The sequence below is a fragment of the Pseudomonas frederiksbergensis genome, from assembly GCF_035751725.1.
Lineage (GTDB): Bacteria > Pseudomonadota > Gammaproteobacteria > Pseudomonadales > Pseudomonadaceae > Aquipseudomonas > Aquipseudomonas frederiksbergensis_A.
In genome coordinates, this window is record NZ_CP142104.1 from 1,099,755 (window position 1) to 1,126,217 (window position 26,463).

General features: G+C 61.0%; 26 protein-coding genes and 1 other RNA gene. 22 read left to right on the forward strand and 5 right to left on the reverse strand.

The window, feature by feature from the left end:
* The first annotated feature begins 146 nt into the window (after positions 1 to 146).
* Positions 147 to 1,283 carry an acyl-CoA dehydrogenase family protein gene (locus tag VQ575_RS04845; protein ID WP_039591567.1) on the forward strand — a complete coding sequence of 379 codons (1,137 nt, stop codon included), beginning with the start codon at positions 147 to 149 and terminating at the stop codon, positions 1,281 to 1,283.
* A 133-nt stretch (positions 1,284 to 1,416) separates the two neighbouring features.
* Here VQ575_RS04845 and VQ575_RS04850 read toward each other — a convergent pair whose 3' ends face one another.
* The gene (locus VQ575_RS04850; RefSeq protein ID WP_039591566.1) at positions 1,417 to 2,457 is read right to left on the reverse strand and encodes an NADP(H)-dependent aldo-keto reductase; all 1,041 of its coding nucleotides are present in this window, start codon (positions 2,455 to 2,457) and stop codon (positions 1,417 to 1,419) included.
* A gap of 245 nt (positions 2,458 to 2,702) precedes the next feature.
* Here VQ575_RS04850 and rplM point away from each other — a divergent pair, with 245 nt between their 5' ends.
* From rplM to VQ575_RS04885, 7 genes are all read left to right on the forward strand, one after another.
* Positions 2,703 to 3,131 carry a 50S ribosomal protein L13 gene (gene rplM / locus VQ575_RS04855; RefSeq protein WP_003205365.1) on the forward strand — a complete coding sequence of 143 codons (429 nt, stop codon included), beginning with the start codon at positions 2,703 to 2,705 and terminating at the stop codon, positions 3,129 to 3,131.
* A 14-nt stretch (positions 3,132 to 3,145) separates the two neighbouring features.
* Positions 3,146 to 3,538 carry a 30S ribosomal protein S9 gene (rpsI, locus tag VQ575_RS04860; RefSeq protein WP_003228056.1) on the forward strand — a complete coding sequence of 131 codons (393 nt, stop codon included), beginning with the start codon at positions 3,146 to 3,148 and terminating at the stop codon, positions 3,536 to 3,538.
* Positions 3,539 to 3,794: 256 nt separating this feature from the next.
* The gene (petA, locus tag VQ575_RS04865) at positions 3,795 to 4,388 is read left to right on the forward strand and encodes a ubiquinol-cytochrome c reductase iron-sulfur subunit (RefSeq protein WP_039591565.1); all 594 of its coding nucleotides are present in this window, start codon (positions 3,795 to 3,797) and stop codon (positions 4,386 to 4,388) included.
* Positions 4,388 to 5,599, forward strand: coding sequence for a cytochrome b (locus VQ575_RS04870; RefSeq protein ID WP_039591564.1), 1,212 nt, complete (start codon positions 4,388 to 4,390; stop codon positions 5,597 to 5,599). The genes petA and VQ575_RS04870 overlap by 1 nt, the downstream gene beginning before the upstream one ends.
* The gene (locus VQ575_RS04875; protein WP_039591563.1) at positions 5,599 to 6,381 is read left to right on the forward strand and encodes a cytochrome c1; all 783 of its coding nucleotides are present in this window, start codon (positions 5,599 to 5,601) and stop codon (positions 6,379 to 6,381) included. Before VQ575_RS04870 ends, VQ575_RS04875 begins: the two co-directional genes overlap by 1 nt.
* A gap of 152 nt (positions 6,382 to 6,533) precedes the next feature.
* Positions 6,534 to 7,151 (forward strand): glutathione S-transferase N-terminal domain-containing protein, encoded by a 618-nt coding sequence (locus VQ575_RS04880; protein WP_030138559.1) that lies wholly within the window; start codon positions 6,534 to 6,536, stop codon positions 7,149 to 7,151.
* Between the two features lie 16 nt (positions 7,152 to 7,167).
* Positions 7,168 to 7,581, forward strand: a complete 414-nt coding sequence (locus VQ575_RS04885) for a ClpXP protease specificity-enhancing factor (RefSeq protein ID WP_039591562.1) — start codon at positions 7,168 to 7,170, stop codon at positions 7,579 to 7,581.
* A gap of 219 nt (positions 7,582 to 7,800) precedes the next feature.
* Here the strand turns inward: VQ575_RS04885 and VQ575_RS04890 are convergent, their stop codons facing one another.
* From VQ575_RS04890 to VQ575_RS04905, 4 genes are all read right to left on the reverse strand, one after another.
* Complete coding sequence (locus VQ575_RS04890; RefSeq protein WP_030139689.1) at positions 7,801 to 8,379, reverse strand: BON domain-containing protein; 579 nt, start codon at positions 8,377 to 8,379, stop codon at positions 7,801 to 7,803.
* Positions 8,376 to 8,969: a phosphoheptose isomerase gene (locus tag VQ575_RS04895; protein WP_007928463.1), complete on the reverse strand. Its 594-nt coding sequence runs from the start codon at positions 8,967 to 8,969 to the stop codon at positions 8,376 to 8,378. Before VQ575_RS04895 ends, VQ575_RS04890 begins: the two co-directional genes overlap by 4 nt.
* A 101-nt stretch (positions 8,970 to 9,070) precedes the next feature.
* The gene (locus VQ575_RS04900; RefSeq protein ID WP_039591561.1) at positions 9,071 to 9,433 is read right to left on the reverse strand and encodes a YraN family protein; all 363 of its coding nucleotides are present in this window, start codon (positions 9,431 to 9,433) and stop codon (positions 9,071 to 9,073) included.
* Positions 9,433 to 11,244: a penicillin-binding protein activator gene (locus VQ575_RS04905; protein WP_039591560.1), complete on the reverse strand. Its 1,812-nt coding sequence runs from the start codon at positions 11,242 to 11,244 to the stop codon at positions 9,433 to 9,435. Before VQ575_RS04905 ends, VQ575_RS04900 begins: the two co-directional genes overlap by 1 nt.
* A 236-nt stretch (positions 11,245 to 11,480) precedes the next feature.
* On the opposite strand from VQ575_RS04905, the gene rsmI reads away from it, so the two are divergent.
* From rsmI to VQ575_RS04975, 14 genes are all read left to right on the forward strand, one after another.
* The gene (gene rsmI, locus VQ575_RS04910; RefSeq protein WP_039591559.1) at positions 11,481 to 12,353 is read left to right on the forward strand and encodes a 16S rRNA (cytidine(1402)-2'-O)-methyltransferase; all 873 of its coding nucleotides are present in this window, start codon (positions 11,481 to 11,483) and stop codon (positions 12,351 to 12,353) included.
* A gap of 74 nt (positions 12,354 to 12,427) precedes the next feature.
* Positions 12,428 to 12,781: RNase P RNA component class A (gene rnpB, locus VQ575_RS04915), an RNA gene on the forward strand.
* Between the two features lie 307 nt (positions 12,782 to 13,088).
* Positions 13,089 to 13,544 (forward strand): division/cell wall cluster transcriptional repressor MraZ, encoded by a 456-nt coding sequence (mraZ, locus tag VQ575_RS04920; RefSeq protein ID WP_003205355.1) that lies wholly within the window; start codon positions 13,089 to 13,091, stop codon positions 13,542 to 13,544.
* The gene (rsmH, locus tag VQ575_RS04925; RefSeq protein WP_039591558.1) at positions 13,541 to 14,488 is read left to right on the forward strand and encodes a 16S rRNA (cytosine(1402)-N(4))-methyltransferase RsmH; all 948 of its coding nucleotides are present in this window, start codon (positions 13,541 to 13,543) and stop codon (positions 14,486 to 14,488) included. The genes mraZ and rsmH overlap by 4 nt, the downstream gene beginning before the upstream one ends.
* Positions 14,485 to 14,778, forward strand: coding sequence for a cell division protein FtsL (gene ftsL, locus VQ575_RS04930; protein WP_039591557.1), 294 nt, complete (start codon positions 14,485 to 14,487; stop codon positions 14,776 to 14,778). Before rsmH ends, ftsL begins: the two co-directional genes overlap by 4 nt.
* Positions 14,778 to 16,517, forward strand: coding sequence for a peptidoglycan D,D-transpeptidase FtsI family protein (locus VQ575_RS04935; protein ID WP_200900488.1), 1,740 nt, complete (start codon positions 14,778 to 14,780; stop codon positions 16,515 to 16,517). The genes ftsL and VQ575_RS04935 overlap by 1 nt, the downstream gene beginning before the upstream one ends.
* Positions 16,517 to 17,980, forward strand: a complete 1,464-nt coding sequence (locus VQ575_RS04940; protein ID WP_039591555.1) for a UDP-N-acetylmuramoyl-L-alanyl-D-glutamate--2,6-diaminopimelate ligase — start codon at positions 16,517 to 16,519, stop codon at positions 17,978 to 17,980. The genes VQ575_RS04935 and VQ575_RS04940 overlap by 1 nt, the downstream gene beginning before the upstream one ends.
* Positions 17,973 to 19,340, forward strand: a complete 1,368-nt coding sequence (locus VQ575_RS04945) for a UDP-N-acetylmuramoyl-tripeptide--D-alanyl-D-alanine ligase (RefSeq protein WP_045156836.1) — start codon at positions 17,973 to 17,975, stop codon at positions 19,338 to 19,340. Before VQ575_RS04940 ends, VQ575_RS04945 begins: the two co-directional genes overlap by 8 nt.
* Positions 19,340 to 20,422, forward strand: a complete 1,083-nt coding sequence (gene mraY, locus VQ575_RS04950; RefSeq protein ID WP_039591553.1) for a phospho-N-acetylmuramoyl-pentapeptide-transferase — start codon at positions 19,340 to 19,342, stop codon at positions 20,420 to 20,422. The genes VQ575_RS04945 and mraY overlap by 1 nt, the downstream gene beginning before the upstream one ends.
* Positions 20,423 to 20,427: 5 nt before the next feature.
* Entirely contained in the window at positions 20,428 to 21,774 is a 1,347-nt protein-coding gene (gene murD / locus VQ575_RS04955; RefSeq protein ID WP_325919182.1) for a UDP-N-acetylmuramoyl-L-alanine--D-glutamate ligase, read from the forward strand.
* The gene (gene ftsW, locus VQ575_RS04960) at positions 21,771 to 22,988 is read left to right on the forward strand and encodes a putative lipid II flippase FtsW (protein WP_411829926.1); all 1,218 of its coding nucleotides are present in this window, start codon (positions 21,771 to 21,773) and stop codon (positions 22,986 to 22,988) included. The genes murD and ftsW overlap by 4 nt, the downstream gene beginning before the upstream one ends.
* On the forward strand, positions 22,978 to 24,048 hold the full coding sequence (murG, locus tag VQ575_RS04965) for an undecaprenyldiphospho-muramoylpentapeptide beta-N-acetylglucosaminyltransferase (RefSeq protein ID WP_039591550.1): 1,071 nt from the start codon (positions 22,978 to 22,980) through the stop codon (positions 24,046 to 24,048). The genes ftsW and murG overlap by 11 nt, the downstream gene beginning before the upstream one ends.
* Positions 24,041 to 25,501: a UDP-N-acetylmuramate--L-alanine ligase gene (gene murC / locus VQ575_RS04970; RefSeq protein ID WP_039591549.1), complete on the forward strand. Its 1,461-nt coding sequence runs from the start codon at positions 24,041 to 24,043 to the stop codon at positions 25,499 to 25,501. The genes murG and murC overlap by 8 nt, the downstream gene beginning before the upstream one ends.
* Complete coding sequence (locus VQ575_RS04975) at positions 25,498 to 26,463, forward strand: D-alanine--D-alanine ligase (RefSeq protein WP_039591548.1); 966 nt, start codon at positions 25,498 to 25,500, stop codon at positions 26,461 to 26,463. Before murC ends, VQ575_RS04975 begins: the two co-directional genes overlap by 4 nt.

A 26,463-nucleotide genomic window follows, 5' to 3' on the forward strand; every position in this document is an offset into this window, starting at 1 on the left:
CATAATTCATCTTTATTTTTATAGGGGATAGTGGTCATCAAACGGCTGGATCGTCTTATTTTTTGGCGCAAGTGTCCAGTGTCCCGTTGTGCGCCGCAGGCTTAGGCTCTGTTGGATGACCGTCCAACAATAACCAAAGGTGCGCCATGATCCCTAGAACCCTGTTCAGTCCCGAGCATGAATTGTTTCGAGACTCTGTACGAACCTTCCTCGAAAAAGAAGCCGTGCCGTACCACGGCCAGTGGGAAAAACAGGGACATGTCGATCGCGAGCTCTGGAACAAGGCAGGGGAGGCGGGAATGTTGTGTTCGCACCTTCCAGAAGCCTACGGCGGGCTGGACGCAGACTTCCTCTATAGCACCGTAGTGATCGAGGAGATCGGCCGCCTGGGGCTGACGGGGATCGGCTTCTCGCTGCATTCCGACATCGTCGCGCCGTACATCCTCCATTACGGCAGCGAAGCGTTGAAGCACAAGTACCTGCCGAAACTGGTGTCAGGCGAAATGGTGACTGCCATCGCCATGACCGAGCCGGGCGCGGGCTCGGACTTGCAGGGCGTGAAGACTACGGCGGTGCTGGACGGCGACGAATATGTCATCAACGGCTCCAAGACGTTCATCACCAATGGCTTCCTTGCGGACCTGGTCATCGTCGTCGCCAAGACCGATCCGAAGGCGGGGGCCAAGGGCACCAGCCTGTTCCTGGTAGAAGCGGGTACACCGGGCTTCGAGAAAGGCAAGCGCCTGGAAAAAGTCGGGATGAAGGCCCAGGACACGTCCGAATTGTTCTTCCAGGACGTGCGGGTGCCGAAGGAGAACCTCTTGGGACAGGCCGGGATGGGCTTTGCGTACCTGATGCAGGAACTGCCCCAGGAGCGCCTGACCGTCGCCATTGGAGGCCTGGCCTCGGCCGAAGCGGCGTTGCAATGGACATTGGACTACACCCGTGATCGCAAGGCATTCGGCAAGTCCATCGCGGACTTCCAGAACACTCGCTTCAAACTCGCGGAAATGGCCACCGAGATCCAGATCGGCCGGGTCTTTGTCGACCGCTGCCTGGAGCTGCACCTGCAGGGCAAGCTCGACGTGCCGACTGCGGCGATGGCCAAGTATTGGGGCACCGACCTGCAATGCAAAGTGCTGGACGAATGCGTGCAGTTGCATGGCGGCTACGGTTTCATGTGGGAATACCCGGTTGCCCGGGCATGGGCTGATGCGCGGGTGCAACGGATCTATGCCGGGACCAATGAGATCATGAAGGAGATCATTGCGCGGTCGCTTTGATGCGGTTGTGAGCTTGAAGGCGCTATCGCGAGCAAGCCCGCTGCCCCATGAGTTGTATGTTGATCACCAATGAGTGGCCAGTCATACATCCAATATGGGCACGAGCTTGCTCGCGTTGGGGTCTGTGAACCCATCAAGGCGCCGGGTTTGGATGGTCCTTGTGAATCGCCTCGATCCCTGCCAGCACTTCATCCGACAGCTTCAGGTCGAAGCTGGCGATGTTACTGTCCAGTTGCTCCAGGGTAGTGGCACCGATGATATTGCTGGTGACGAAAGGTTGCTGGGTAACGAAAGCCAGTGCCATTTGCGCCGGGTCCAGGCCGTGTTCGCGGGCCAGCGCTACGTAACGGCTGCACGCGGCTTCCGATTGTGGATTGAAATAGCGCATGAAACGGCTGTACAAGGTCAGGCGACCCTTGGCGGGGCGCGCGCCGTTTTCGTATTTGCCTGACAGGAATCCGAACGCCAGGGGCGAATAGGCCAGCAGACCGCATTGTTCCCGGATGGCGATTTCTGCCAGGCCGATTTCAAAGCTGCGGTTGAGCAGGTTGTAGGGGTTCTGGATCGACACCGCTCGCGGCCAGCCACGGGCTTCGGCCAGGGCGAGGAATTTCATGGTGCCCCATGGCGTCTCGTTGGAGAGGCCGATGTGGCGGATCTTGCCGGCCCGGACTTGTTCGTCCAGGGCTTCGAGGGTTTCCTCAAGCGGCGTGAAATCTTCATCGGCCTTGTGGGTGTAGCCCAACTGGCCAAAGAAATTGGTGCTGCGCTCCGGCCAGTGCAACTGGTAGAGATCGATCCAGTCGGTTTGCAGGCGCTTGAGGCTGGCATCCAGCGCTTCGACGATATGGCGGCGGTTGTGCTTGAGGTTCTTGTCTCGGATGTAGTCGATGGTGTTGCCGGGGCCGGCGATCTTGCTCGCCAGGATCCAGTCGGCACGGTCGCCACGGCTCTTGAAGTAGTTGCCGATGTAGCGCTCGGTGGTGGCGTAGGTCTCGGCCTTGGGTGGCACCGGGTACATCTCGGCGGTGTCGAGGAAATTGATGCCGGCACCCTTGGCACGTTCGATCTGGGCGAAGGCCTCGGCCTCGCTGTTCTGCTCACCCCAGGTCATGGTGCCGAGGCACAGGGCGCTGACATTCAGATCGGTACGGCCTAGCTTGCGATAGTCCATCGGGGACTCCTTGGGCAAAACAATCATAAAAGCAGGTTGAAATATTTTTCGCAATCTGCATAATTGCGCACCTCTTTCTGCAGTGGAAGTGATGCGCCGCCGCCGAAGAATCTTGCCGTTGAACGGACGCGCCGACCCGAGCCCCCGAAAGCGTCTGTATCCGGCTGCCTTTGACTTGTCAAAGTACGCACTATTCAGTAAGATCCGCCGTCTAATTTACAGGGCGGCCCCTGAGGCTATAAAGAATGAAAACTTTTACTGCTAAACCGGAAACAGTAAAGCGCGACTGGTTTGTCGTCGACGCTGCTGGTCAGACCCTGGGTCGTCTGGCCACCGAAATCGCGAGCCGTCTGCGTGGCAAGCACAAGCCTGAGTACACCCCTCACGTTGACACCGGTGACTACATCGTCGTGATCAATGCCGAGCAAGTACGTGTTACTGGCGCTAAAACCACTGACAAAATGTACTACTCCCACTCCGGTTTTCCTGGCGGCATCAAGTCGATCAACTTTGAAAAGCTGATCGCCAAAGCCCCTGAGCGCGTGATCGAGACCGCGGTTAAAGGCATGCTGCCTAAGAACCCGCTGGGTCGCGACATGTATCGTAAGCTGAAGGTTTATGCGGGCGCTGCTCACCCTCATACTGCTCAGCAGCCCCAAGAACTGAAGTTTTAACGGAATAGTTCATTATGTCGGCGACTCAAAATTACGGCACTGGCCGTCGCAAGACTGCAACCGCACGCGTTTTCCTGCGTCCGGGCACTGGCAACATCTCCATCAACAACCGCTCCCTGGATAACTTCTTCGGCCGCGAAACTGCCCGCATGGTAGTTCGTCAGCCGCTGGAACTGACCGAGACCGTCGAAAAATTCGACATCTACGTCACCGTTATCGGTGGTGGTGTAAGTGGCCAGGCTGGCGCAATCCGCCACGGCATCACTCGCGCCCTGATGGATTACGACGAGACTCTGCGCAGCGCCCTGCGTAAAGCTGGCTTCGTAACTCGCGATGCTCGCGAAGTTGAACGTAAGAAAGTCGGTCTGCGTAAAGCGCGTAAGCGTCCGCAGTACTCGAAGCGTTAATTTCGCTTCCGCGTTCAAAAGGCGCCCAGTTCCTCACGGAGCTGGGCGTTTTTTTATGTGCGAAATAATTGCTCTGTGACAACTTGCCACATTCGTAGAGCCCCTATACTACAAGGCTTGGCGGTTTCGCCGCTTGGTAATTACCTTGTCAGAATTGGGGGTTTTCATTACCATTCGGCAAAATTTTTATAAGTTCAGATTTTTACTTAGTAGACGCCTGATTTAACAGGCCACAAAGCTGATGGGAGAGGACTGAATGAGCAATGACGGCGTGAATGCAGGCCGGCGTCGCTTCCTGGTAGCAGCCACATCCGTGGTGGGTGCTGCAGGAGCGGTGGGGGCTGCGGTCCCGTTCGTGGGGTCATGGTTTCCCAGCGCCAAGGCGAAAGCCGCAGGTGCACCGGTGAAAGTGAATGTCAGCAAGATCGAGCCAGGCCAGCAGATGATTGCTGAATGGCGCGGTCAGCCGGTGTTCATCGTCCGCCGTACAGAGGAAATCCTGGGGAATCTGAAAAAGATTGAGGGCCAGCTGTCCGATCCCTCCTCCAAGAACTCGGTCCAACCGGAATACGTCAACCCTGAGACTCGCTCGATCAAGCCGGAAGTCCTGCTGCTGATCGGGATCTGCACGCACTTGGGTTGCTCGCCAACGTTCCGTCCCGAAGTGGCCCCTGCCGACTTGGGCAAAGACTGGGTTGGTGGTTATTTCTGCCCTTGCCACGGCTCCCACTACGACCTGGCCGGTCGCGTCTACAAGTCGCAACCTGCACCTCTGAACCTGCCAGTTCCCCCGCATTCCTATGAGACCGATGACATCATTGTCGTTGGCGTCGATACGGAGAAAGCGTGATGAGCAAACTAATGGATTGGGTTGATGCGCGCTTTCCCGCGACCAAAATGTGGGAAGACCATCTCAGCAAATACTACGCTCCGAAGAACTTCAACTTCTTCTACTTCTTTGGTTCCCTGGCGTTGCTCGTCCTGGTCAACCAGATCGTCACCGGTGTCTGGCTGACGATGAGCTACACCCCTTCGGCAGAAGAAGCGTTCGCCTCCGTCGAATACATCATGCGCGACGTCGAGTACGGCTCGATCCTGCGTCTGCTGCATTCCACCGGCGCTTCGGCGTTCTTCATCGTGGTCTACCTCCACATGTTCCGTGGTTTGCTCTACGGTTCGTACCAGAAGCCGCGTGAGTTGGTGTGGGTCTTCGGCATGCTGATCTACCTGGCGCTGATGGCCGAAGCCTTCATGGGCTACCTGCTGCCGTGGGGCCAGATGTCCTACTGGGGCGCCCAGGTGATCATCTCGCTGTTCGGTGCGATCCCGGTCATCGGCGACGACCTGACCCAGTGGATCCGCGGTGACTACCTGATCTCGGGGATTACCCTGAACCGCTTCTTTGCCCTGCATGTCGTGGCACTGCCGATCGTGATCCTCGGCCTGGTGGTGCTGCACATCCTGGCGCTGCACGAAGTGGGCTCGAACAACCCGGATGGCGTGGACATCAAGAAGCACAAGGACGAGAACGGCGTACCGCTGGATGGCATCGCCTTCCACCCGTACTACACCGTGAAAGACATCGTCGGCGTAGTGGTCTTCCTGTTCATCTTCTGCTCCATCGTGTTCTTCTTCCCGGAAATGGGCGGTTATTTCCTCGAGAAGCCGAACTTCGAACAGGCCAACGCCTTCAAGACCCCTGAGCACATTGCACCGGTCTGGTACTTCACGCCTTTCTACGCGATCCTGCGGGCCGTTCCTGACAAGCTGTTGGGCGTAATCGCCATGGGCGCCGCCATTGCCGTGCTGTTCGTCCTGCCTTGGCTGGACCGCAGCCCTGTCAAGTCGATGCGCTACAAGGGCTGGCTGAGCAAGATCTGGCTCTGGGTGTTCTGCATTTCGTTCGTAATCCTCGGCGTGCTGGGTGTATTGGCACCGACACCGGGCCGGACGCTGCTGTCGCAGGTCTGCACCTTCCTGTACTTCGCCTACTTCATTCTGATGCCGTTCTACACCAGGCTCGAGAAGACCAAACCGGTTCCGGAAAGGGTGACTGGCTGATGAAAAAGCTATTTTCTGTACTGATTCTTGCTGCGTTGCCTGTGTTGTCCTTTGCGTCCACGTCGAGTGGGCCGGAACTGGAAAAAGTCGACATCGACGTTTCCGACAAAGCGGCAATGCAGGACGGCGCCCGTACGTTCGCCAACTATTGCATGGGTTGTCACAGCGCCAAGTTCCAACGCTACGAGCGCGTGGCCGATGACTTGGGCATCCCTCACGAGCTCATGCTTGAGAAGCTGGTGTTCACTGGCGCCAAGCTGGGCGACCACATGAACATCGGCATGCAGCCTGCGGACGCCAAGACCTGGTTTGGCGCTGCGCCGCCGGACCTGACCCTGGTGGCCCGCGTGCGGGGTACCGATTGGCTCTACGGCTACCTGCGTTCGTTCTACGAAGATCCTGCGCGCCCATGGGGTGTGAACAACAAGGTCTTCCCGAACGTCGGGATGCCGAACGTACTGGTCGGCTTGCAAGGTCGCCAAGTGATAGGCTGCAAGCAGGTTCAGATCGTCGAGGACGGCAAGAAGCAATATGATCCGCTGACCGGCACGGCTTTGACTCATGAAGCCTGCGACCAGCTGACCATCGTGCCGAATTCTGGCACTCTGACGCCCGAGCAGTTTGACGAGAAGGTCAAGAACCTCGTGACCTTCCTGGCCTACTCGGCCAACCCGGTAAAGCTGGAACACCAGCGTATCGGTACGTATGTATTGCTGTACCTGGCGTTCTTCTTCGTATTCGCATATCTGCTCAAGCGTGAATACTGGAAAGACGTGCATTGATAAAACTGTAAGCCGTTGCTGTTAATCGTGCGCGCCCAAGGGCGTCTCTGAAGGTGTAACGAGCCTGGTCGGCCAGGTGGTTACGGGAGACGCCCTCTGGGCGCGCTCGTTTTTCCGTTTTTCGATAATTTCAACAAGCGAGGAGGATCGCCATGGGCGTGACCAATCGGTTGGCCTGTTACTCCGACCCCGCCGACCACTATTCCCACCGGGTACGCATCGTACTGGCCGAGAAGGGTGTCAGCGCCGAGATCATTTACGTCGAAGCGGGCCGTCAGCCGCCGAAGCTGATCGAGGTGAACCCTTACGGCAGCCTGCCAACGCTGGTCGATCGAGACCTGGCGTTGTGGGAGTCGACCGTGGTGATGGAATACCTGGATGAGCGTTATCCGCATCCGCCTTTGCTGCCGGTATACCCCGTCGCGCGTGCCAACAGTCGTTTGCTGATCCACCGCATCCAGCGTGACTGGTGCGGGTTGGTGGATCTGATCCTGGATCCGCGGACCAAGGAGCCAGCACGGGTCGTGGCGCGTAAGGAACTGCGCGAAAGCCTGACGGGCGTGTCGCCGCTGTTCGTCGACAAGCCGTTTTTCCTCAGTGAGGAACAAAGTCTGGTGGATTGCTGCCTATTGCCCATACTCTGGCGTTTGCCGATCCTGGGTATCGAACTGCCGCGGCCCGCCAAGCCGCTGCTTGATTATATGGAGCGCCAATTTGCGCGTGAGGCATTCCAGGCGAGTCTGTCTGGTGTCGAACGTGACATGCGCTAAGGCTTAGGGAGCCGCTATGAACTCCAGTCGACCTTATCTGGTCCGCGCGCTCTATGAGTGGATTGTGGACAACGATTGCACCCCGCACATGCTGGTCAATGCCGAGTATCCGTCGGTCCAGGTGCCGCAGGGTTTTGCCAATGACGGGCAGATTGTATTGAACGTATCGCCGGCCGCTGTGCGTCATCTGCACATGGATAACGATGCGGTCAGCTTCGAAGGGCGTTTCGGCGGGGTGCCGCATACGCTGTACGTGCCGATTGCTTCGATCCTGGGAATCTATGCTCGGGAGAACGGGCAGGGCATGGTGTTCGAGTTGGAAGTGCCGTTGGATGGTGAAGAAGAGTTCGAGGCGGATGATGATATGCCGCCACCGGATGACGAGCCGCCGCGTCCTAGCGGGCGGCCGAGCTTGAAAGTGGTGAAGTAGTTGGATATGTGCCAGAGACAGGCTGTTTGAAAGCTTGGTGACTTGGTTAAGAAAATGCCCGTATCGTGAGATGTGGGCATTTTCTTTGTCATGGTTGGTGGCTGTATCCGTTACCGCAGCGACGGCGATACACACCGATCACGGAAAATGAAGCCAAAAAAAAGGCGCTTTCCGTCTCGGAAGAAGCGCCGTTTTTCTTGAACAATTGAAGTTCGTTAATCAGTCAATGTACTCAAACAACTTGACGATTTTCTGCACCCCAGACACACCCTGCACCAGATTGGTCGCCTGCGCAGCCTCTTGCTTGGTCAACAACCCCAGCAGATAGACAATCCCATTCTCGGTCACGACCTTGATGCGCGAACCCGGAATGCTGGCGTCGGTCAGCATCTGCGTCTTGATCTTGGTCGTCAGCCAGGCATCGTTCTGGCGCGCCAGCAGGGAGGAGGGTTGCAGAACCTGAAGCTCGTTATGCACGGTCTTGACCCGCTGCACCGCACTGGCTTCCTGTTCGGCCTTGGCCTTGAGGTCGGCGCGTGGCGTCTGGCCGGCCAGCAGCACGACGCCGTTGAAGCTGGTGACGACGATGTGCGAGTTGTTGTCCAGATCCGGGTCGGCCTTGGCGATGTTCACGCCGACTTTGGTTTCGATCAGCGAGTCGTCGATCTTGCTGCCGAAGGTGCGGGTGCCGCGGTCGTCTTCGATCGGCTTTTCCCGGCTGGCATTAACCACCGATGTGCAGCCGCTGATGCCGAGGCACAGGGTCAGGGCCAGAAGGCCTAGGCGATTAGGGGTCATTCTTCACTCCCGAACAGTTGGCTGTCGATCAAGTCGCAAAGGCAGTGGATCGCCAGCAGGTGGACTTCCTGAATACGTGCGGTGACATTGGCCGGTACGCGGATCTCGACGTCCTCGGGCAAGAGCAAGGATGCCATGCCGCCGCCGTCGCGACCGGTCAATGCTACGACAATCATTTCGCGATCATGTGCGGCCTGGATCGCTTGAATAATGTTGGCCGAGTTGCCGCTGGTGGAAATCGCCAGAAGCACATCGCCAGGCTGGCCGAGAGCGCGGATCTGCTTGGAGAATACTTCGTTGTAGCTGTAGTCGTTGGCGATCGAGGTGATCGTCGAGCTGTCGGTCGTCAGTGCGATGGCCGGCAGGCTCGGGCGCTCGCGTTCGAAGCGGTTGAGCAGCTCCGAGGAAAAGTGCTGGGCGTCGCCGGCCGAACCGCCATTGCCGCAGGAGAGCATCTTGCCCTCGTTGAGCAAGGCATTGACCATCACTTGGCTGGCTTGCTCGATGTGCGGTGCAAGTACGTCCATCGCCTGTTGCTTGGTGTCGATGCTGGCCTGAAAAAGCTGGCGGATTCGCGATTGCATGTCCATCTGTGTGACCTTAAGTAGCGCGACTTATCGGCACAAACATGTGCGGCGCGCAAAGCAAAGAGCAAAAAAGTTAAATGAAGGTGTCCGGCTTGGCTGGGCGTTCAACTGTCGAAGGCGTTCTGCAGCCAGTTCAACTGGTCGGCATTGCTGTCGATGGCGACCACGTCGAAGCGGCAGGGGTAATCGGCCCAGCGAGACTCGCGTTGCAGAAAGTACTGCGCGGCGAAAATCAACTTCCGGCGCTTGCGCTCGTCGATGCTGTCGAGCGCGCCGCCCCATTGGGTATTTTTTCTGTAGCGGACTTCGACGAATACTACTGTATCGCCGTCAAGCATGACCAGATCCAGCTCGCCGCGCTTACACAACCAGTTCTGCGCCAGCAAGCGCAAGCCCTTTCGCTGCAGATGCGCGAGGGCTTGGCCCTCGGCATTCTTTCCGCTTTGCAAGTGTGATCGGTCGGGCATCAGCGCTGGGTATCCGGCAGGCGCTGCACCTGGCCATTGATGAATTGGGCCCACGGCAATTGACGTTGCACGCGTTGGGTCGACGAAATCGCCAGGCTACCCGACAGGCCTTCGATGCGGCTGTCCGGCAACGCCTTGAGCTGGCCAAGGCGCGGGGCGAGTCGATAGGCGTCGGCACCCATCGCATACAGTCGGCCCAGGCTTCCACCGGCCTGGGGCCATTGTGCAGTGACTTGCTGGCGCAGCGGATCGTTGGCGTCGAGCAGCCATGGTGTTTCGCAGAACCGCACACCGTTCATGTCGTTGTATTGGTTCTGGTCGCCGCTGACACTGAACACTGAAGAGGTGGCGTAGACCGGCACGTCGCCAGCGTACTGGAAGTTCAGGGTCGGCTTGATCTGCTGGGCTTGCTGTGGCGTCGATGCCAGGAAAATGAACTCGATGTCCTGGCGACGCGAAGGCTGGGCCGCCACTGCGGTGCCTACGGTGTTTTGCAGGCTCTTGGCGCGACCTTCGCTCTGGCGCAGCTGGAACATGTCGGCGATCTGCTGGGCCAGCTGCACTGGTTGGTCGACGCGCTCGATCGCAACGATGGTCCCGCCGTTGGCCTGCCAGTCCTGGCTGAAGGCTTTCAATACACGATCGCCCCATTCGCCTTTCGGCACCATCGCGGCGGCACGATGCAGGCCGTCGGCGCGGGCGCGACGGGATACTTCGCGGGCCTCATCTTCCGGGGCCAGGCCGAACTGGAACAGTTGGGGTGGGCCTTGTTCGCCTTCGCTGTAGTTCAGCGCCAGGGTGGTGATCGGCAACTGTGGGCGAGTGGCGATCTGCTTGACCAGTGGTTTTTCCAGCGGGCCGACCACCAGCTGTACGCCGTCGGCCTGGGCCTTGCGGTAGAACTCATCCATGGAGGTCAGGCTGGCGCTGTCGTAGATCTGGATGCTTGGCGGCTTCTGCCCGGCCTGTTGCGCCTGGTAGTGCGCGGCCATGAAGCCTTCGCGCAGGGCTTTGGCAACGGAAGCCAGCGGGCCGTTCTGCGGCAGCAGCAAGGCGATCTTGTTGAGCGGCTGGCTTGCCAGTTCCTTGAGCTTGATCAGGGGAGTCGGCAGTTGTAGCGCGGCCGGGTGTTTCGGGTTCTGTTCGCGCCAGCTATCGATGGCGGCCTGTTGTTGCTCCAAGGTGCCGGCTGTTTTCACGGACTTGGCCAGGCTCAGCCAGCCGCCGAGGTCATCGGTGGTGGTCGGTTGCAGTTGGTCGGTAGGCAGCGAGGCGATCAGTGACCAGATCGCTTCGTGGTTTTTCGCCGCGGCTTCGCCTTCCAGCAACGGGGCAATGAAGATCCGTTCCTTGGCGGCGGCCAATGTCTGGCCATCTGCCTCAAGGGCGCGAGCACGAACGGTGCCGGTGCGGACCTGCTGTTCTACTGGCATTTCGCTCAGGTGTTGCAGGCTCGGATGGCCCAGGGACGTCAGCGCTGCCTTGGGCTGGTTGCGGGTCATTGCCAGTTCGGCCGACAACGTGCTGGCGAAAATCTGCTGGCCGGGCTTGAGTTGCTCCATCGGCACCTGCTGCAGGATCTGTGCGGACTGGCCGGCATTGCCCTGGCGGTACGCCAGGTCTGCGGCGCTCAGGCGCAACAGGGCGGCTTTTTCCGGTGTTTTGCTTTGGGTGGCCTGTTCGAGCAGTTGCTCGATACTGGCATCCGGGGTCCGTGGGAGTTCGCCAAGGCTGGACGAAGGCGAGCTGGCGCAAGCCGCCAGTAGGGCAGCGAGGCAGAGGGCGGAGAGCAGCCGCAGGCAAGCGATCATGTAAGTGTTCCTGATACGAGATCAAATTAGCGTCGAATTGTACCCAAGCACTGGCCGGGGCGCGATGTTACTGGTGTGAATCGATTGATTTAGGTATTTCAAAGGGTGCGGCGCAGCACAAAAGACGTCACTCACTCGGTGGAAGCACCATACCTGTGGGGCGGTGCGACGTTTCGCTAAATCCCCTCGCCGCAACACGCTACAATGGCCGTTTTACCGATCATGAGGTACGCGTTTTGACTGCTCCAGGTGCTTTGAATTCCGCTGCCGGCTCGCTTTATGTGGTGGCGACGCCCATCGGCAACCTGGACGATATCAGCGCCCGGGCACTGAAGATCCTGAGGGAGGTGGCTCTTATCGCCGCCGAAGACACGCGCCATTCCCAACGCCTGCTGCAGCATTTCGGGATTTCGACGCCGTTGGCGGCGTGCCATGAGCACAATGAGCGGGACGAAGGCAGTCGGTTCATCACCCGGCTGTTGGCAGGTGATAACGTGGCGCTGATTTCCGATGCCGGCACGCCGCTGATTTCCGATCCGGGTTATCACCTGGTGCGCCAGGCCCGCGCTGCCGGCATCAATGTGGTGCCGGTGCCGGGGGCTTGCGCGTTGATTGCGGCGCTGTCGGCGGCCGGCTTGCCGTCCGACCGTTTCATTTTCGAAGGTTTCCTGCCGGCCAAGGCGGTGGGGCGGCGAGCGCGTCTGGAAGCTATAAAGGAAGAGCCTCGTACACTGATTTTCTATGAGGCGCCGCACCGCATTCTGGAATGCCTGCAAGACATGGAGCAGGTGTTCGGTCCCGAGCGCCAGGCGTTGTTGGCCCGTGAGTTGACCAAGACTTTTGAAACCCTCAAGGGCCTGCCATTGGCAGAGCTGCGGGCCTTCGTCGAGAACGACAGCAATCAGCAGCGTGGCGAGTGTGTCGTGCTGGTGGCGGGTTGGACGCCGCCTGAAAACGAAGATGCGGTCAGCAGCGAGGCGATGCGCGTGCTCGATCTGTTACTGGAAGAGATGCCCCTCAAGCGCGCCGCAGCCCTTGCCGCGCAGATCACAGGCGAGCGCAAGAATGTGCTGTATCAGGTCGCGTTGGAAAAACAGAAAGGCCAATGAAACCGGGGTGTCGGGCTGGCCAAGGGCTTTTACCGCTTGTTCTTGAGGCGCTCTGCCGTTAACCTTCGCGGCGGAGAGTCGATCGGACAGTCGCTGCCCTCTATGAAAATTAGGGGGGGGAGGAAAGTCCGGGCTCCATAGGGCGAAGTGCCAGGTAATGCCTGGGAGGCGTGAGCCTACGGAAAGTGCCACAGAAAATAACCGCCTAAGCGCTTCGGTGCCGGTAAGGGTGAAAAGGTGCGGTAAGAGCGCACCGCACGGCTGGCAACAGTTCGTGGCTAGGTAAACCCCACTTGGAGCAAGACCAAATAGGGTCCCAAGGCGTGGCCCGCGCTGGGACCGGGTAGGTTGCTAAAGATGTCCAGTGATGGCCATCGTAGACGAATGACTGTTCAAGACAGAACCCGGCTTACAGATCGACTCTCCACCTTCCCCTCCCTGCCGGAATCAAAGGCAGACGCAGTTCCTAATACCAAAAAAATCTTACTCTTAACAAATCACTTTAACTTGTGCGCGCAGTCCCCTGTGCTGCCTCAGGTTGGAGCGAAATTTCCTACGCCAAATTCTTGTTGCCCCTCCTGAAACGCTCCTAAATCTCCGATCTATAAGGCTTTTCCTTCATCCCGCGCCTTGACGGTGCGGTGGGCGCATTCCTATAGTGTGCGCAAGTGGCGGAAAGTGGCACGAAGTGGGTTTTTTTGAAGGTAAAACGCAAAAAAGTGGAGAAACGCTGACGTGTTTCGCGGAGCTAACGCTATCAGTCTCGATGCAAAAGGCCGGCTCGCCATGCCCAGCCGGTATCGTGACGAGCTCGTTTCGCGAAGTTCCGGGCAGTTAATCGTCACGATCGACGCTGTTGACCCATGTTTGTGCGTTTATCCGCTGGATGAGTGGGAAATCATCGAAACCAAGCTGCGCGCCTTGCCTTCGCTGCGTGAAGAAAACCGCCGTCTGCAACGCTTGCTGATTGGTAATGCCGTCGACCTCGAGCTCGACGGCAGCGGTCGTTTCCTGGTGCCGCCGCGCCTGCGCGAGTACGCCAAGCTGGACAAGCGCGCGATGCTGGTCGGTCAACTGAACAAGTTCCAACTGTGGGACGAAGATGCCTGGAATGCGGTTTCTGCCGCTGACCTCGCTGCTATTCAACAACCGGGCGCCATGCCTGATGAACTGCGTGATTTGATCCTGTGACTATTGATAGCGGCTTTAACCACATCACCGTACTGCTTGACGAGGCCGTCGAGGCTCTCGCCGTACGTCCTGATGGCTGCTATCTGGATGGTACGTTCGGGCGTGGCGGACACAGCCGGCTGATTCTCAGCCAGCTCGGTCCGGACGGTCGATTGCTGGGGTTTGACAAGGATCCTCAAGCGATTGCCACCGGGCAAGCGCTGGCGGCCGAAGACGGCCGCTTTGTCGTTGTGCAGCGCAGCTTTGCCGAGCTGGGCGCCGAAGTCGCCGAGCGTGGCCTGGCCGGCAAAGTCAGTGGCGTGCTGCTCGACCTGGGCGTGTCGTCGCCGCAACTGGATGACCCGGAGCGCGGCTTCAGTTTCCTCAATGACGGTCCGTTGGACATGCGCATGGACCCGTCCCGCGGCATCAGTGCCGCCGAATTCGTCAACACCGCGCCAGTGGAAGAAATCGCCCGTGTCTTTAAAGAATACGGTGAAGAGCGTTTCTCCGGCCGCATGGCCCGTGCCGTGGTCGAACGCCGCGAAATCAAGCCTTTCGAACGCACCGGTGACCTGGCCGAAGTGCTGAAGGTTGCCAACCCCGCATGGGAGAAGGGCAAGAACCCGGCGACCCGTGCTTTCCAGGGTTTGCGCATCCACGTCAATAACGAACTGGGCGACCTGGAAGTGGGTCTCGAAGCCGCCCTTGAGGCGCTGGAGATCGGTGGCCGGCTGGTGGTGATCAGCTTCCATTCCCTGGAAGACCGCATCGTCAAGCTGTTCATGCGCAAGCTCACCAAAGGCGAAGCCGATAACCTGCCGCGCAACCTGCCGGTGCGTTTCGAGGCTTTCGTACCGAAAATCAAGATCCACGGCAAAGCGCAGTTCGCCTCCGAAGCCGAACTCAAGGCCAACCCACGCGCCCGTAGCGCCGTCATGCGTGTCGCGGAGAAGTTGCGGTGAGCAAGCTCTTCGCCAAGCCCCTGCCGGGCGGCAGCTTTTTCATGCTGCTGTTGTTCGTGGGCGTGCTCGTGTCGGCCATCGCCGTGTCCTATAGCGCGCACTGGAACCGGCAGTTGCTCAACACTCTTTATAGCGAGCTGAGCGTGCGCGACAAGGCGCAGGCCGAGTGGGGCCGGTTGATCCTGGAGCAGAGTACCTGGACGGCCCATAGTCGCATCGAAGTATTGGCCACCGAACAACTGAAAATGCGCATCCCCGGCGCCGCCGAAGTGCAGATGGTGGCGCCATGATGAAACTCGAAGGTGCGCTGTTCCCGTGGCGGTTTCGTCTGGTCCTGAGCCTGCTCGGGCTCATGGTTGCGGCGATTTCGTGGCGCATCATCGACCTGCAGGTCGTCGATCGTGACTTTCTCAAGGAGCAGGGCGATGCGCGCAGCGTGCGTCATATTCCGATCCCCGCCCACCGTGGCCTGATCACCGACCGCAATGGCGAACCATTGGCCGTGAGTACGCCGGTGACGACGTTGTGGGCGAACGCCAAGGAAATGCAGCAGGCCAAGGAAAAGTGGCCGGCATTGGCCGCTGCCCTTGGCCAGGACCCCAAGGCCCTGGCCGAGCGTCTTGAAGCCCAGGCGAACAAAGAATTCATCTACCTGGTGCGCGGGTTGACGCCCGAGCAAGGCCAGAGTGTGCTCGATCTGAAAGTGCCCGGTGTCTACGGCATCGAAGAGTTCCGGCGTTTCTACCCGGCCGGAGAAGTCACGGCCCACATGGTCGGCTTTACCGATATCGATGATCGAGGGCGCGAAGGGGTCGAACTGGCCTATGACGAATGGCTCGCCGGGGTCGCCGGCAAGCGCCAGGTCATCAAGGACCGGCGCGGCCGGCTGATCAAGGATGTCCAAGTCACCAAAAACGCCAAGGCCGGAAAGCCCTTGGCGTTGTCCATTGACCTGCGCCTGCAATACCTGGCCAACCGCGAGCTGCGCAATGCCATCGTCGAGAACGGTGCCAAGGCCGGCAGCCTGGTGATCATGGACGTGAAGACCGGCGAAATCCTCGCCATGGTCAACCAGCCGACCTACAACCCGAACAACCGCCGCAACCTGCAACCGGCGATGATGCGCAACCGCGCGATGATCGACGTGTTCGAGCCGGGTTCGACCATGAAGGCCGTGTCCATGGCCGCTGCCCTGGAAACCGGGCGCTGGAAGCCGGGCGACACCGTCGAGGTGTATCCGGGGACCCTGCAGATCGGCAAGTACACCATTCGTGACGTGTCCAAGACCGAAGGCCCGGTGCTCGACCTGACTGGCATCCTGATCAACTCCAGTAACGTCGGCATGAGCAAGATCGCCTTCGATATCGGTGGCGAGGCGATTTATCGTCTGGCACAGAAAATCGGCCTCGGCCAGGATACCGGCCTGGGCTTCCCGGGCGAGCGCGTCGGCAACCTGCCCAACTACCGCGAATGGCGCAAGGCTGAAACCGCCACGCTGTCCTATGGCTACGGTGTTTCCGTGACGGCGATCCAGCTCGTCCACGCCTTCTCGGCGCTGGCCAACAACGGTCGGATCGCACCGCTGACGTTGATCAAGACCGACAAGGCGCCGCAAACCACCCAAGTGATTCCGGAAGACGTCGCCAAGACCATGCAAGGCATGTTGCAACAGGTGATCGAGGCGCCGCGCGGTGTCTATCGTGCCCAAGTGCCGGCTTACCACGTTGCCGGCAAGTCCGGTACGGCGCGCAAGACATCCGTGGGCACCAAGGGTTATGCCGAGAACTCCTATCGCTCGCTGTTCGCCGGCTTCGGTCCGATGAGCGACCCGCGCTACGCCATCGTGGTGGTCATCGACGAGCCGAGCAAGGCCGGTTATTTCGGCGGCCTGGTTTCCGCTCCGGTGTTCAGCAAAGTGATGTCCGGCACCCTGCGCCTGATGAACGTTACCCCGGATAACCTGCCACCGACCCAGCAGGCCAACACCGCACCGGTCATTCCCTTGAAAGCCGAAGGAGGGCGTGGCTGATGTCCCTGAGCCTGAACAAGATTTTTGCCCATGCCGGCCATGACCTGCTGATTCGCGAATTGGCGCTGGACAGTCGCGACGTGCGTGCCGGGGACCTGTTCCTGGCGGTGCCGGGCGCTCGCGTCGATGGCCGTGACCACATCGCCGACGCCTTGAAGCGCGGAGCGGCCGCGGTAGCCTATGAAGTCAACGGCGCAACCGTGCTGCCCATTACCGACGTCCCGCTGATACCAGTCAAGGGCTTGGCGGCGCAGTTGTCGGACATCGCCGGGCGCTTTTATGGCGAGCCGAGCCGGCACCTGAACCTGATCGGCGTGACCGGTACCAACGGCAAGACCAGCGTGACCCAACTGGTGGCCCAGGCGCTGGACCTGCTCGGGCAGCATTGCGGCATCGTCGGGACGCTGGGCAACGGTTTTCACGGCGCGCTGCAGAGCGGATTGCACACCACGCCAAACCCGATTGCCGTGCAGGCGACCCTGGCCGACCTGAAGAAGGCCGGTGCCAAGGCCGTTGCGATGGAAGTCTCTTCCCATGGCCTCGATCAAGGTCGCGTCACCGCCCTGGCCTTCGACGTTGCCGTGCTGACCAACCTGTCCCGCGATCATCTGGATTACCACGGCACGATGCAGGCTTATGGCGAGGCCAAGGCCAAACTGTTTGCCTGGAACAACCTGAAATGCCGGGTCATCAATATCGATGACGAGTTTGGCCGGCAACTGGCCGCCGAGTCCCGCGAATCGCGCTTGATCACCTACAGCCTCGAAGACGCCAGCGCCTACCTTTATGTACGCCAGGCACAGTTCGACGACGAGGGCGTGCGCGCCACGTTGGTCACCCCCCAGGGTGAACACCATTTGCGCAGCACTTTGCTGGGCCGCTTCAACCTGAGCAACGTATTGGCCGCTATCGGCGCCTTGCTCGGGCTGGATTATGCACTCGATGAAATCCTCAAGGTGCTGCCGAAGCTCGAAGGCCCGGCCGGACGCATGCAGCGCCTGGGCGGCGGGACTCAACCGTTGGTGGTCGTCGATTACGCCCACACCCCGGACGCGTTGGAAAAAGTCCTCACGGCCCTGCGTCCTCACGCCAAGGGCCGGCTGCTGTGCCTGTTCGGCTGCGGCGGCGATCGCGATCGTGGCAAGCGCCCGTTGATGGCCGAAGTCGTGGAGCGGCTGGCGGACGGCGTGCTCGTTACTGACGACAACCCGCGCAGCGAAGACCCATTGCGGATTTTCGACGACATTCGCGCCGGCTTTACCGAGGTGGATAACGTCACCTTCGTCGCCGGTCGCGGCCAGGCCATCGGCCAGTTGATCGCCAGTGCTTCGGCGGACGATGTCATCGTCCTGGCTGGCAAGGGTCACGAGGATTACCAGGAAATCAACGGCGAGCGCCACCCGTTCTCCGATCTGGTGGAAGCCGATCACGCATTGACCGCATGGGAGGTGGCCCATGCTTAAGGCTTGGAAACTCGGCGAACTGACCAATGCCCTGAATGCGCGCCTGGTTGCCGCAGACGCCAGTTTCAACGGCGTCAGCATCGACAGCCGGGCGATCGCGCCGGGCCAATTGTTCGTTGCCCTGGCCGGGCCGCGTTTCGATGGACATGATTACCTGAATGAAGTGGCCGCCAAAGGCGCGGTCGCGGCGTTGGTCGAGCGTGAAGTGACCAATAACACGCTGCCGCAATTGCTGGTCAGCGACACTCGCCAGGCGCTGGGCAAGCTCGGTGCGCTGAACCGTGCGGCGTTTGCCCACCCCGTTGCGGCCATCACCGGCTCCAGCGGCAAGACCACGGTCAAGGAAATGCTTGCCAGCATCCTGCGCACCCGCGGTCCGGTGTTGGCGACCCGTGGCAACCTGAACAATGACCTTGGCGTGCCGCTGACCTTGCTCGAACTTGCACCGGAGCACAGTGCCGCCGTCATCGAGCTGGGTGCCTCGCGGCTCGGCGAGATCGCCTACACCGTGGCGATGACCAAGCCCCACGTGGCGGTGCTCAACAACGCCGGGACCGCCCATGTCGGCGAGTTCGGCGGCCCGGAAAAAATCGTCGAGGCCAAGGGCGAGATCATCGAGGGGCTGGATGCCAATGGCGTCGCCGTGCTGAATCTCGACGACAAGGCCTTCGAAATCTGGAAGGCCCGGGCGGGCGAGCGCAAGGTGCTGACCTTTGCCCTGAGCAACCTCGCCGCGAATTTCTATGCCAGCGACCTGGATCGCGATGCCCGCGGTTGCCCGGCCTTCAACCTCCATAGCCCGGACGGGGCAGAGCGCGTGCAGTTGAACCTGCTGGGCACCCATAACGTTGCCAATGCCCTGGCCGCCGCGGCTGCCGCCCATGCATTGGGTGTATCGCTGCCGGGCATCGTCGCCGGGTTGAACGCGGTGCAACCGGTCAAGGGGCGCTCCGTCGCGCAACTGGCCAGCAATGGCATGCGCGTCATCGACGACACCTACAACGCCAACCCGACCTCGATGTGCGCGGCCGTGGATATCCTCGCCGGTTTCTCCGGTCGTACCGTGCTGGTGCTCGGCGATATCGGTGAACTGGGCGAGTGGGCGCAGCAAGGCCATCACGACGTCGGCGCGTATGCGCGTGGCAAGGTCGATGCGCTTTATGCCGTCGGCCCGATGATGGCCCATGCGGTCGCGGCGTTTGGCGAGCACGCACAGCATTTCACGACCCAGGCCGAGCTGATCCAGGCCCTGGGTGCCGAGCAAGACCCGAACACCACCTTATTGATCAAGGGCTCACGCAGTGCGGCGATGGAAAACATCGTCGCGGCTTTGTGCGGCACCCGTATGGAGAAACATTAATGCTGCTGCTGCTAGCGGAGTACCTGCAACAGTTCCACAAAGGCTTCGCGGTCTTCCAGTACCTGACCCTGCGCGGGATCCTGGGTGTGCTGACCGCGCTGTCGTTGTCGCTGTTCCTGGGCCCGTGGATGATTCGCACCCTGCAGAACCTGCAGATCGGCCAGTCGGTCCGTAACGACGGCCCGCAGTCGCACCTGTCCAAGTCCGGCACGCCGACCATGGGCGGCGCGCTGATCCTGTCCTCCATCGGCATCAGCACCTTGCTCTGGGCCGACCTGGCGAACCGTTACGTCTGGGTCGTGCTGCTGGTGACCTTGTTCTTCGGCGCCATCGGTTGGGTCGACGACTACCGCAAGGTCATCGAAAAGAACTCCCGTGGGCTTCCAAGCCGCTGGAAGTATTTCTGGCAATCGGTGTTCGGCCTCGGCGCGGCGATCTTCCTTTACATGACCGCCGCCTCGCCGGTGGAAACCACCCTGATCCTGCCGATGCTCAAGGACTACAGCATTGCGCTTGGCGCAGGTTTCATCGTGCTGACTTACCTGGTCATCGTCGGTTCGAGTAACGCGGTCAACCTCACCGACGGCCTCGACGGCCTGGCGATCATGCCTACGGTCATGGTTGGCGGCGCCCTGGGGATTTTCTGCTACCTGTCGGGTAACGTGAAATTCGCCGAATACCTGCTGATTCCTTATGTGCCTGGCGCGGGCGAGCTGATCGTATTCTGCGGTGCGCTGATCGGTGCCGGCCTCGGCTTCCTGTGGTTCAACACCTACCCGGCGCAAGTCTTCATGGGCGACGTCGGCGCCCTGGCGCTGGGCGCGGCCCTGGGCACTATTGCCGTGATCGTTCGCCAGGAAATCGTCCTGTTCATCATGGGCGGTGTGTTCGTGATGGAGACCCTGTCAGTCGTCATTCAGGTTGCCTCCTTTAAATTGACCGGCCGCCGCGTATTCCGCATGGCGCCGATCCACCACCACTTTGAACTCAAGGGCTGGCCCGAGCCACGCGTGATCGTCCGTTTCTGGATCATCACCGTGATTCTGGTGCTGATCGGCCTTGCCACCCTGAAGCTGAGGTAGAACGAGTGTCCCTGATCGCTTCTGACCACTTCCGCATCGTTGTCGGCCTCGGCAAGAGCGGCATGTCCCTGGTTCGCTTCCTGGCGAACCGGGGCGTGTCGTTTGCCGTGGCCGATACGCGGGAAAATCCGCCTGAGCTGGCCACGCTGCGCCGTGACTATCCACAGGTGGACGTGCGTTGTGGCGAGCTGGACGTCGAGTTCCTGTGCCGCGCCGACGAGCTCTACGTGAGCCCCGGCCTGGCCCTGGCGACCCCAGCCCTGCAGGCTGCCGCCGCCCGTGGCGTGGAGCTGTCCGGCGATATCGAACTGTTCGCGCGTAACGCGAAGGCGCCGATTGTCGCCATCACCGGCTCCAACGCGAAAAGCACCGTGACCACCCTGGTCGGTGAAATGGCCGCGGCGGCCGGCAAACGCGTCGCGGTCGGCGGTAACCTGGGTACCCCGGCGCTGGACCTGCTCAGTGATGACATCGAGCTGTACGTCATGGAGCTGTCGAGCTTCCAGCTTGAAACCACCGACCATCTTGGCGCCGAAGTGGCGACTGTGCTCAACATCAGCGAAGACCACATGGACCGCTACAGCGGCCTGCCGGCTTATCACCTGGCCAAGCACCGGGTTTTCCGTGGCGCTCGCCAAGTGGTGTTCAACCGCCAGGATGCGTTGACCCGCCCGTTGATGGGCGAAGGGCTGCCGTGCTGGACCTTCGGCCTCGGTGTCCCGGATTTCAAAGGCTTCGGGTTGCGCGAAGAGAATGGCGAGAAATACCTGGCCTTTGAATTCCAGGCCCTGATGCCGGTACGCGAATTGAAGATTCGTGGCGCCCACAACCAGGCCAACGCCCTGGCCGCGCTGGCGCTGGGGCACGCGGTCGGGCTGCCGTTCGACGCCATGCTTTCGGCCCTTCGCAACTTCGGCGGCCTTGAGCACCGCTGTCAATGGGTACGCGATCTGGATGGCGTGGCCTGGTACAACGATTCCAAGGCCACCAACGTCGGTGCCGCGCTGGCGGCCATCGAAGGCCTGGGCGCGGACATCGATGGCAAGCTGGTGCTGATTGCCGGTGGCGATGGCAAGGGCGCCGACTTCAAGGACTTGCGCGACCCCGTGGCCGCCAACTGCCGCGCCGTGGTGTTGATGGGCCGCGACCGCGAACTGATCGCACAGGCCTTGGGCGATGCCGTGCCGCTGGTTCGCGTCGCTTCGCTGGACGAGGCGGTGCAGCAATGCCGCGCCCTTGCTCAACCGGGCGACGCGGTGTTGTTGTCGCCGGCCTGCGCCAGTTTCGACATGTTCAAGAACTACGAAGAGCGCGGGCAGTTGTTTGCCCAGGCGGCGGAGGACTTGGCATGAACCTGTTGAACATCATCAAGCCGTACCCGTCGCCGCTGATCACCGGTCGCGGTATCGACCTGGACTTCCCGATGCTCGCTGGTTGCCTGGCATTGCTGGGCCTGGGCCTGGTGATGATCACCTCCGCGTCGTCGGAAGTGGCCGCCGTGCAGTCGGGCAACACGCTTTACCACATGATCCGCCACCTGATTTACCTGGTGATTGGCCTGGGCGCGTGCATCGTCACCATGATGGTGCCGATCGCCACCTGGCAACGCCTGGGCTGGCTGATGCTGCTCGGTGCCTTCGGCCTGTTGGTGATGGTGCTGTTGCCGGGTATTGGCCGTGAGGTCAACGGCTCGATGCGCTGGATTGGCTTCAGCTTCTTCAACGTCCAGCCTTCGGAGATCGCCAAGGTTTTCGTGGTGATCTACCTCGCCGGCTACCTGGTGCGTCGCCAGAAAGAAGTACGCGAGAGCTGGATGGGCTTCTTCAAGCCGTTCATCGTATTGCTGCCGATGGCAGGCCTGCTGCTGATGGAGCCGGACTTCGGCGCCACGGTCGTGATGATGGGCGCGGCGGCGGCGATGCTGTTCCTGGGCGGCGTCGGGCTGTTCCGTTTCACCTTGATGGTGGTGCTGGCGGTGGCGGCGGTGACGGTGCTGGTGCAGGCCCAACCGTATCGGATGGCGCGCCTGATCACCTTTACCGATCCGTGGGCCGACCAGTTCGGTTCCGGCTATCAATTGACCCAGGCACTGATTGCCTTCGGTCGCGGCGAGTGGCTGGGCGTGGGCCTGGGCAACAGCGTGCAGAAGCAGTTCTACCTGCCGGAAGCGCACACCGACTTCGTGTTCTCGGTACTGGCTGAAGAACTGGGTGTGGTGGGCTCCCTGTGCACCGTCGCGCTGTTCGTGTTCGTCTGCGTGCGCGGCATGTACATCGGCTTGTGGGCCGAGAAGGCCAAACAGTTTTTCGCCGCCTATGTGGCGTATGGCTTGTCGTTCCTGTGGATCGGCCAGTTCCTGATCAATATCGGTGTGAACGTCGGCCTGTTGCCGACCAAGGGCCTGACCCTGCCGTTTCTCAGTTATGGCGGCAGTTCCCTGGTGATCTGCTGTGCCTGCCTCGGCCTGTTGCTGCGCATCGAATGGGAGAGTCGAACCCACTTGGGCAGCGAAGAGATGGAATTCCAGGAGAGCGACTTCGCCGAGGAGCCGACTCATGGGCGCTAACGTGCTGATCATGGCGGGCGGTACCGGTGGGCATGTGTTCCCGGCGCTGGCCTGTGCCCGGGAGTTCCAGGCGCGCGGCTACACCGTGCACTGGCTGGGTACGCCACGGGGCATCGAGAACGAACTGGTGCCGGCCGCTGGCCTGGAGTTGCATCGGATCAATGCCAGCGGCCTTCGCGGCAAGGGCAAGCTGTCGTTGCTCAAGGCACCGCTGATGCTGCTCAAGTCGGTCTGGCAGGCGCGGGCGATCATTCGTCGGCTGCGGCCGGTGTGCGTGGTCGGTTTTGGTGGTTATGTGACCGGTCCGGGTGGCGTTGCGGCAAAACTGGCCGGCGTGCCGGTGATCGTCCACGAGCAGAACGCCGTGGCCGGTACCGCCAATCGGTTACTGGTGCCGTTGGCCGCTCGGGTCTGTGAAGCCTTTCCCGACACCTTTACCCTGTCGGGCAGCCGCCGCACCACCGGCAATCCGGTGCGTACCGAGCTGTTCCTCGAAACACCGCGCCCGGCCCTGGCTGGACGCAAGGCGCGTTTGCTGGTCCTGGGCGGAAGCCTGGGGGCAGAACCGTTGAACAAATTGCTGCCCGAAGCCCTGTCGCAGGTCGCCCCCGAACTGCGCCCGGAAGTGTTTCACCAGGCTGGCAAAAACCACGATGAAGTGACCGCCGAGCGCTACCGCGCCGCTGGCGTCGAGGCGCAAGTGCAGCCTTTCATCCAAGACATGGCCCAAGCCTATGGCTGGGCCGACCTGGTGATCTGCCGCGCAGGCGCGCTGACCATCAGTGAACTGGCTGCCGCCGGTCTGCCCTCGATGCTGGTGCCTTTGCCCCATGCGATCGACGACCACCAGACCCGTAACGCCGATTATTTGGCCCGTGAAGGCGCTGCCTTCCTGATGCCGCAAAGAACGACTGGCGCCGCGGATCTTGCCGCCCGCCTGACAGAGGTTTTGATGCAGCCGCAACGACTTGAAGACATGGCCCGCGCCGCCCGCCGCCTGGCCAAACCCGATGCCACGGCCCAAGTGGTCGATACCTGCCTGGAGGTGGCCCATGGTTGAGAATCGCAAAGCCATGCCGCAACCGGAAATGCGCCGTATCCGCCGTATCCACTTCGTCGGTATCGGCGGCGTGGGCATGTGCGGGATCGCCGAGGTGTTGCTGAACCTGGGTTACCAGGTCTCGGGTTCCGACCTGAAGGCTTCCCCGGTCACCGAGCGCCTGGAGTCCTTCGGTGCGCAAATCTTTATCGGCCACCGTGCCGAGAACGCCGCCAATGCCGACGTGCTGGTAGTGTCCAGCGCTGTGAACACCTCCAACCCGGAAGTCGCCACCGCCCTGGAGCGCCGTATTCCCGTGGTGCCGCGTGCCGAAATGCTCGCCGAGCTGATGCGTTATCGCCACGGCATCGCGGTCGCCGGCACCCACGGCAAGACCACCACCACCAGCCTGATCGCCTCTGTGTTCGCCGCCGGTGGCCTGGACCCGACGTTCGTGATCGGTGGCCGTCTGAACGCTGCGGGCACCAATGCCCAGCTCGGCACCAGCCGTTACCTGATTGCCGAAGCCGACGAGAGCGATGCGAGCTTCCTGCACCTGCAACCGCTGGTCGCCGTCGTCACCAACATTGACGCCGACCACATGGCGACCTACGACGGTGACTTCAACAAACTGAAGAAAACCTTCGTTGAGTTCCTGCACAACCTGCCGTTCTACGGTCTGGCGGTGGTGTGCCTGGACGACCCGGTGGTGCGTGAAATCCTGCCGCTGATCAAGCGTCCGACCGTGACCTATGGCTTTGGCGAAGACGCCGACGTTCGCGCCATCAACGTGCGCCAGCAGGGCATGCAGACGTTCTTCACCGTGCTGCGTCCTGAGCGCGAGCCGTTGGATGTGTCGGTGAACATGCCGGGCAACCACAACGTGCTCAACGCCTTGGCGACCATCTGCATCGCCACCGACGAAGGCGTAAGCGATGAGGCTATCGTCCAGGGCCTGTCCGGGTTCCAGGGCGTGGGGCGGCGTTTCCAGGTCTACGGCGAACTGCCGGTGGACGGCGGCAACGTGATGCTGGTGGACGACTATGGCCACCATCCGACCGAAGTCGCGGCCGTGATCAAGGCCGTGCGCGGCGGCTGGCCGGAGCGGCGCCTGGTGATGGTTTACCAGCCGCACCGCTACAGCCGCACACGCGACCTGTATGACGATTTCGTCCAGGTGCTGGCCGACGCCAACGTGTTGCTGTTGATGGAAGTCTACCCGGCCGGCGAAGAGCCGATTCCCGGCGCTGACAGCCGTCAGCTGTGCCACAGCATCCGTCAGCGCGGCCAGTTGGACCCGATCTACATCGAACGCGGCGTGGACCTCGCGCCGCTGGTCAAGCCGCTGCTGCGCGCCGGCGACATCCTGCTGTGCCAGGGTGCCGGTGACATCGGTGGCCTGGCCCCGAAACTGTTGAACAGTCCGTTATTCGCCGGAGCCATCGTGGCCTCCAGCGAGGGGAAACTGAAATGACTGCTGCCTACGCCAACCTGGTCTCGACCCTCGATCCGAAAGCCTTCGGCCGCGTTGCCGTGCTGTTCGGTGGCAAGAGCGCCGAGCGCGAGGTCTCCCTCAAATCCGGCAACGCCGTGCTGCAAGCCCTGCAAAGCGCCGGCGTCGACGCCTTCGGCATCGACGTGGGCGACGATTTCCTGCAGCGCCTGCTCAGCGAAAAGATCGACCGTGCGTTCATCATCCTTCACGGCCGTGGCGGTGAAGACGGCAGCATGCAAGGCCTGCTCGAATGCCTGGGCATTCCCTATACCGGCAGCGGCATCCTCGCGTCCGCGCTGGCAATGGACAAGCTGCGCACCAAGCAGGTCTGGCACAGCCTCGGGATCCCGACGCCGCGTCACGCCGTGCTGGCGTCCGAAGCCGATTGTATTTGCGCGGCGACGGAACTGGGCTTCCCTTTGATCGTCAAACCGGCCCATGAAGGTTCAAGTATCGGCATGGCGAAAGTGAATTCGCTGCCTGAGTTGACCGCAGCCTGGAAGGACGCCAGTTCCTACGATTCGCAAGTATTGGTCGAACAGTGGATCACCGGTCCCGAGTTCACCATCGCCACCCTGCGTGACCAGGTGCTGCCCCCGATTGCGCTGGGTACGCCCCACACGTTCTACGACTACGACGCCAAGTACATCGCCAACGATACCCAGTACCGCGTTCCCTGCGGACTGGATGCCGCCAAGGAAAAAGAACTGATGGACCTCACCGCCAAGGCGTGTGAGGCGCTGGGTATCGCCGGTTGGGGCCGAGCGGACGTGATGCAGGACGCCGACGGGCAGTTCTGGTTCCTGGAAGTTAACACTGCTCCCGGCATGACCGATCACAGCCTGGTGCCGATGGCGGCCCGTGCCGCCGGGCTGGATTTCCAGCAACTGGTGCTGTCGATCCTGGCTGCCAGCGTCGGCAACCAAGAGCCAAGAGGTTAA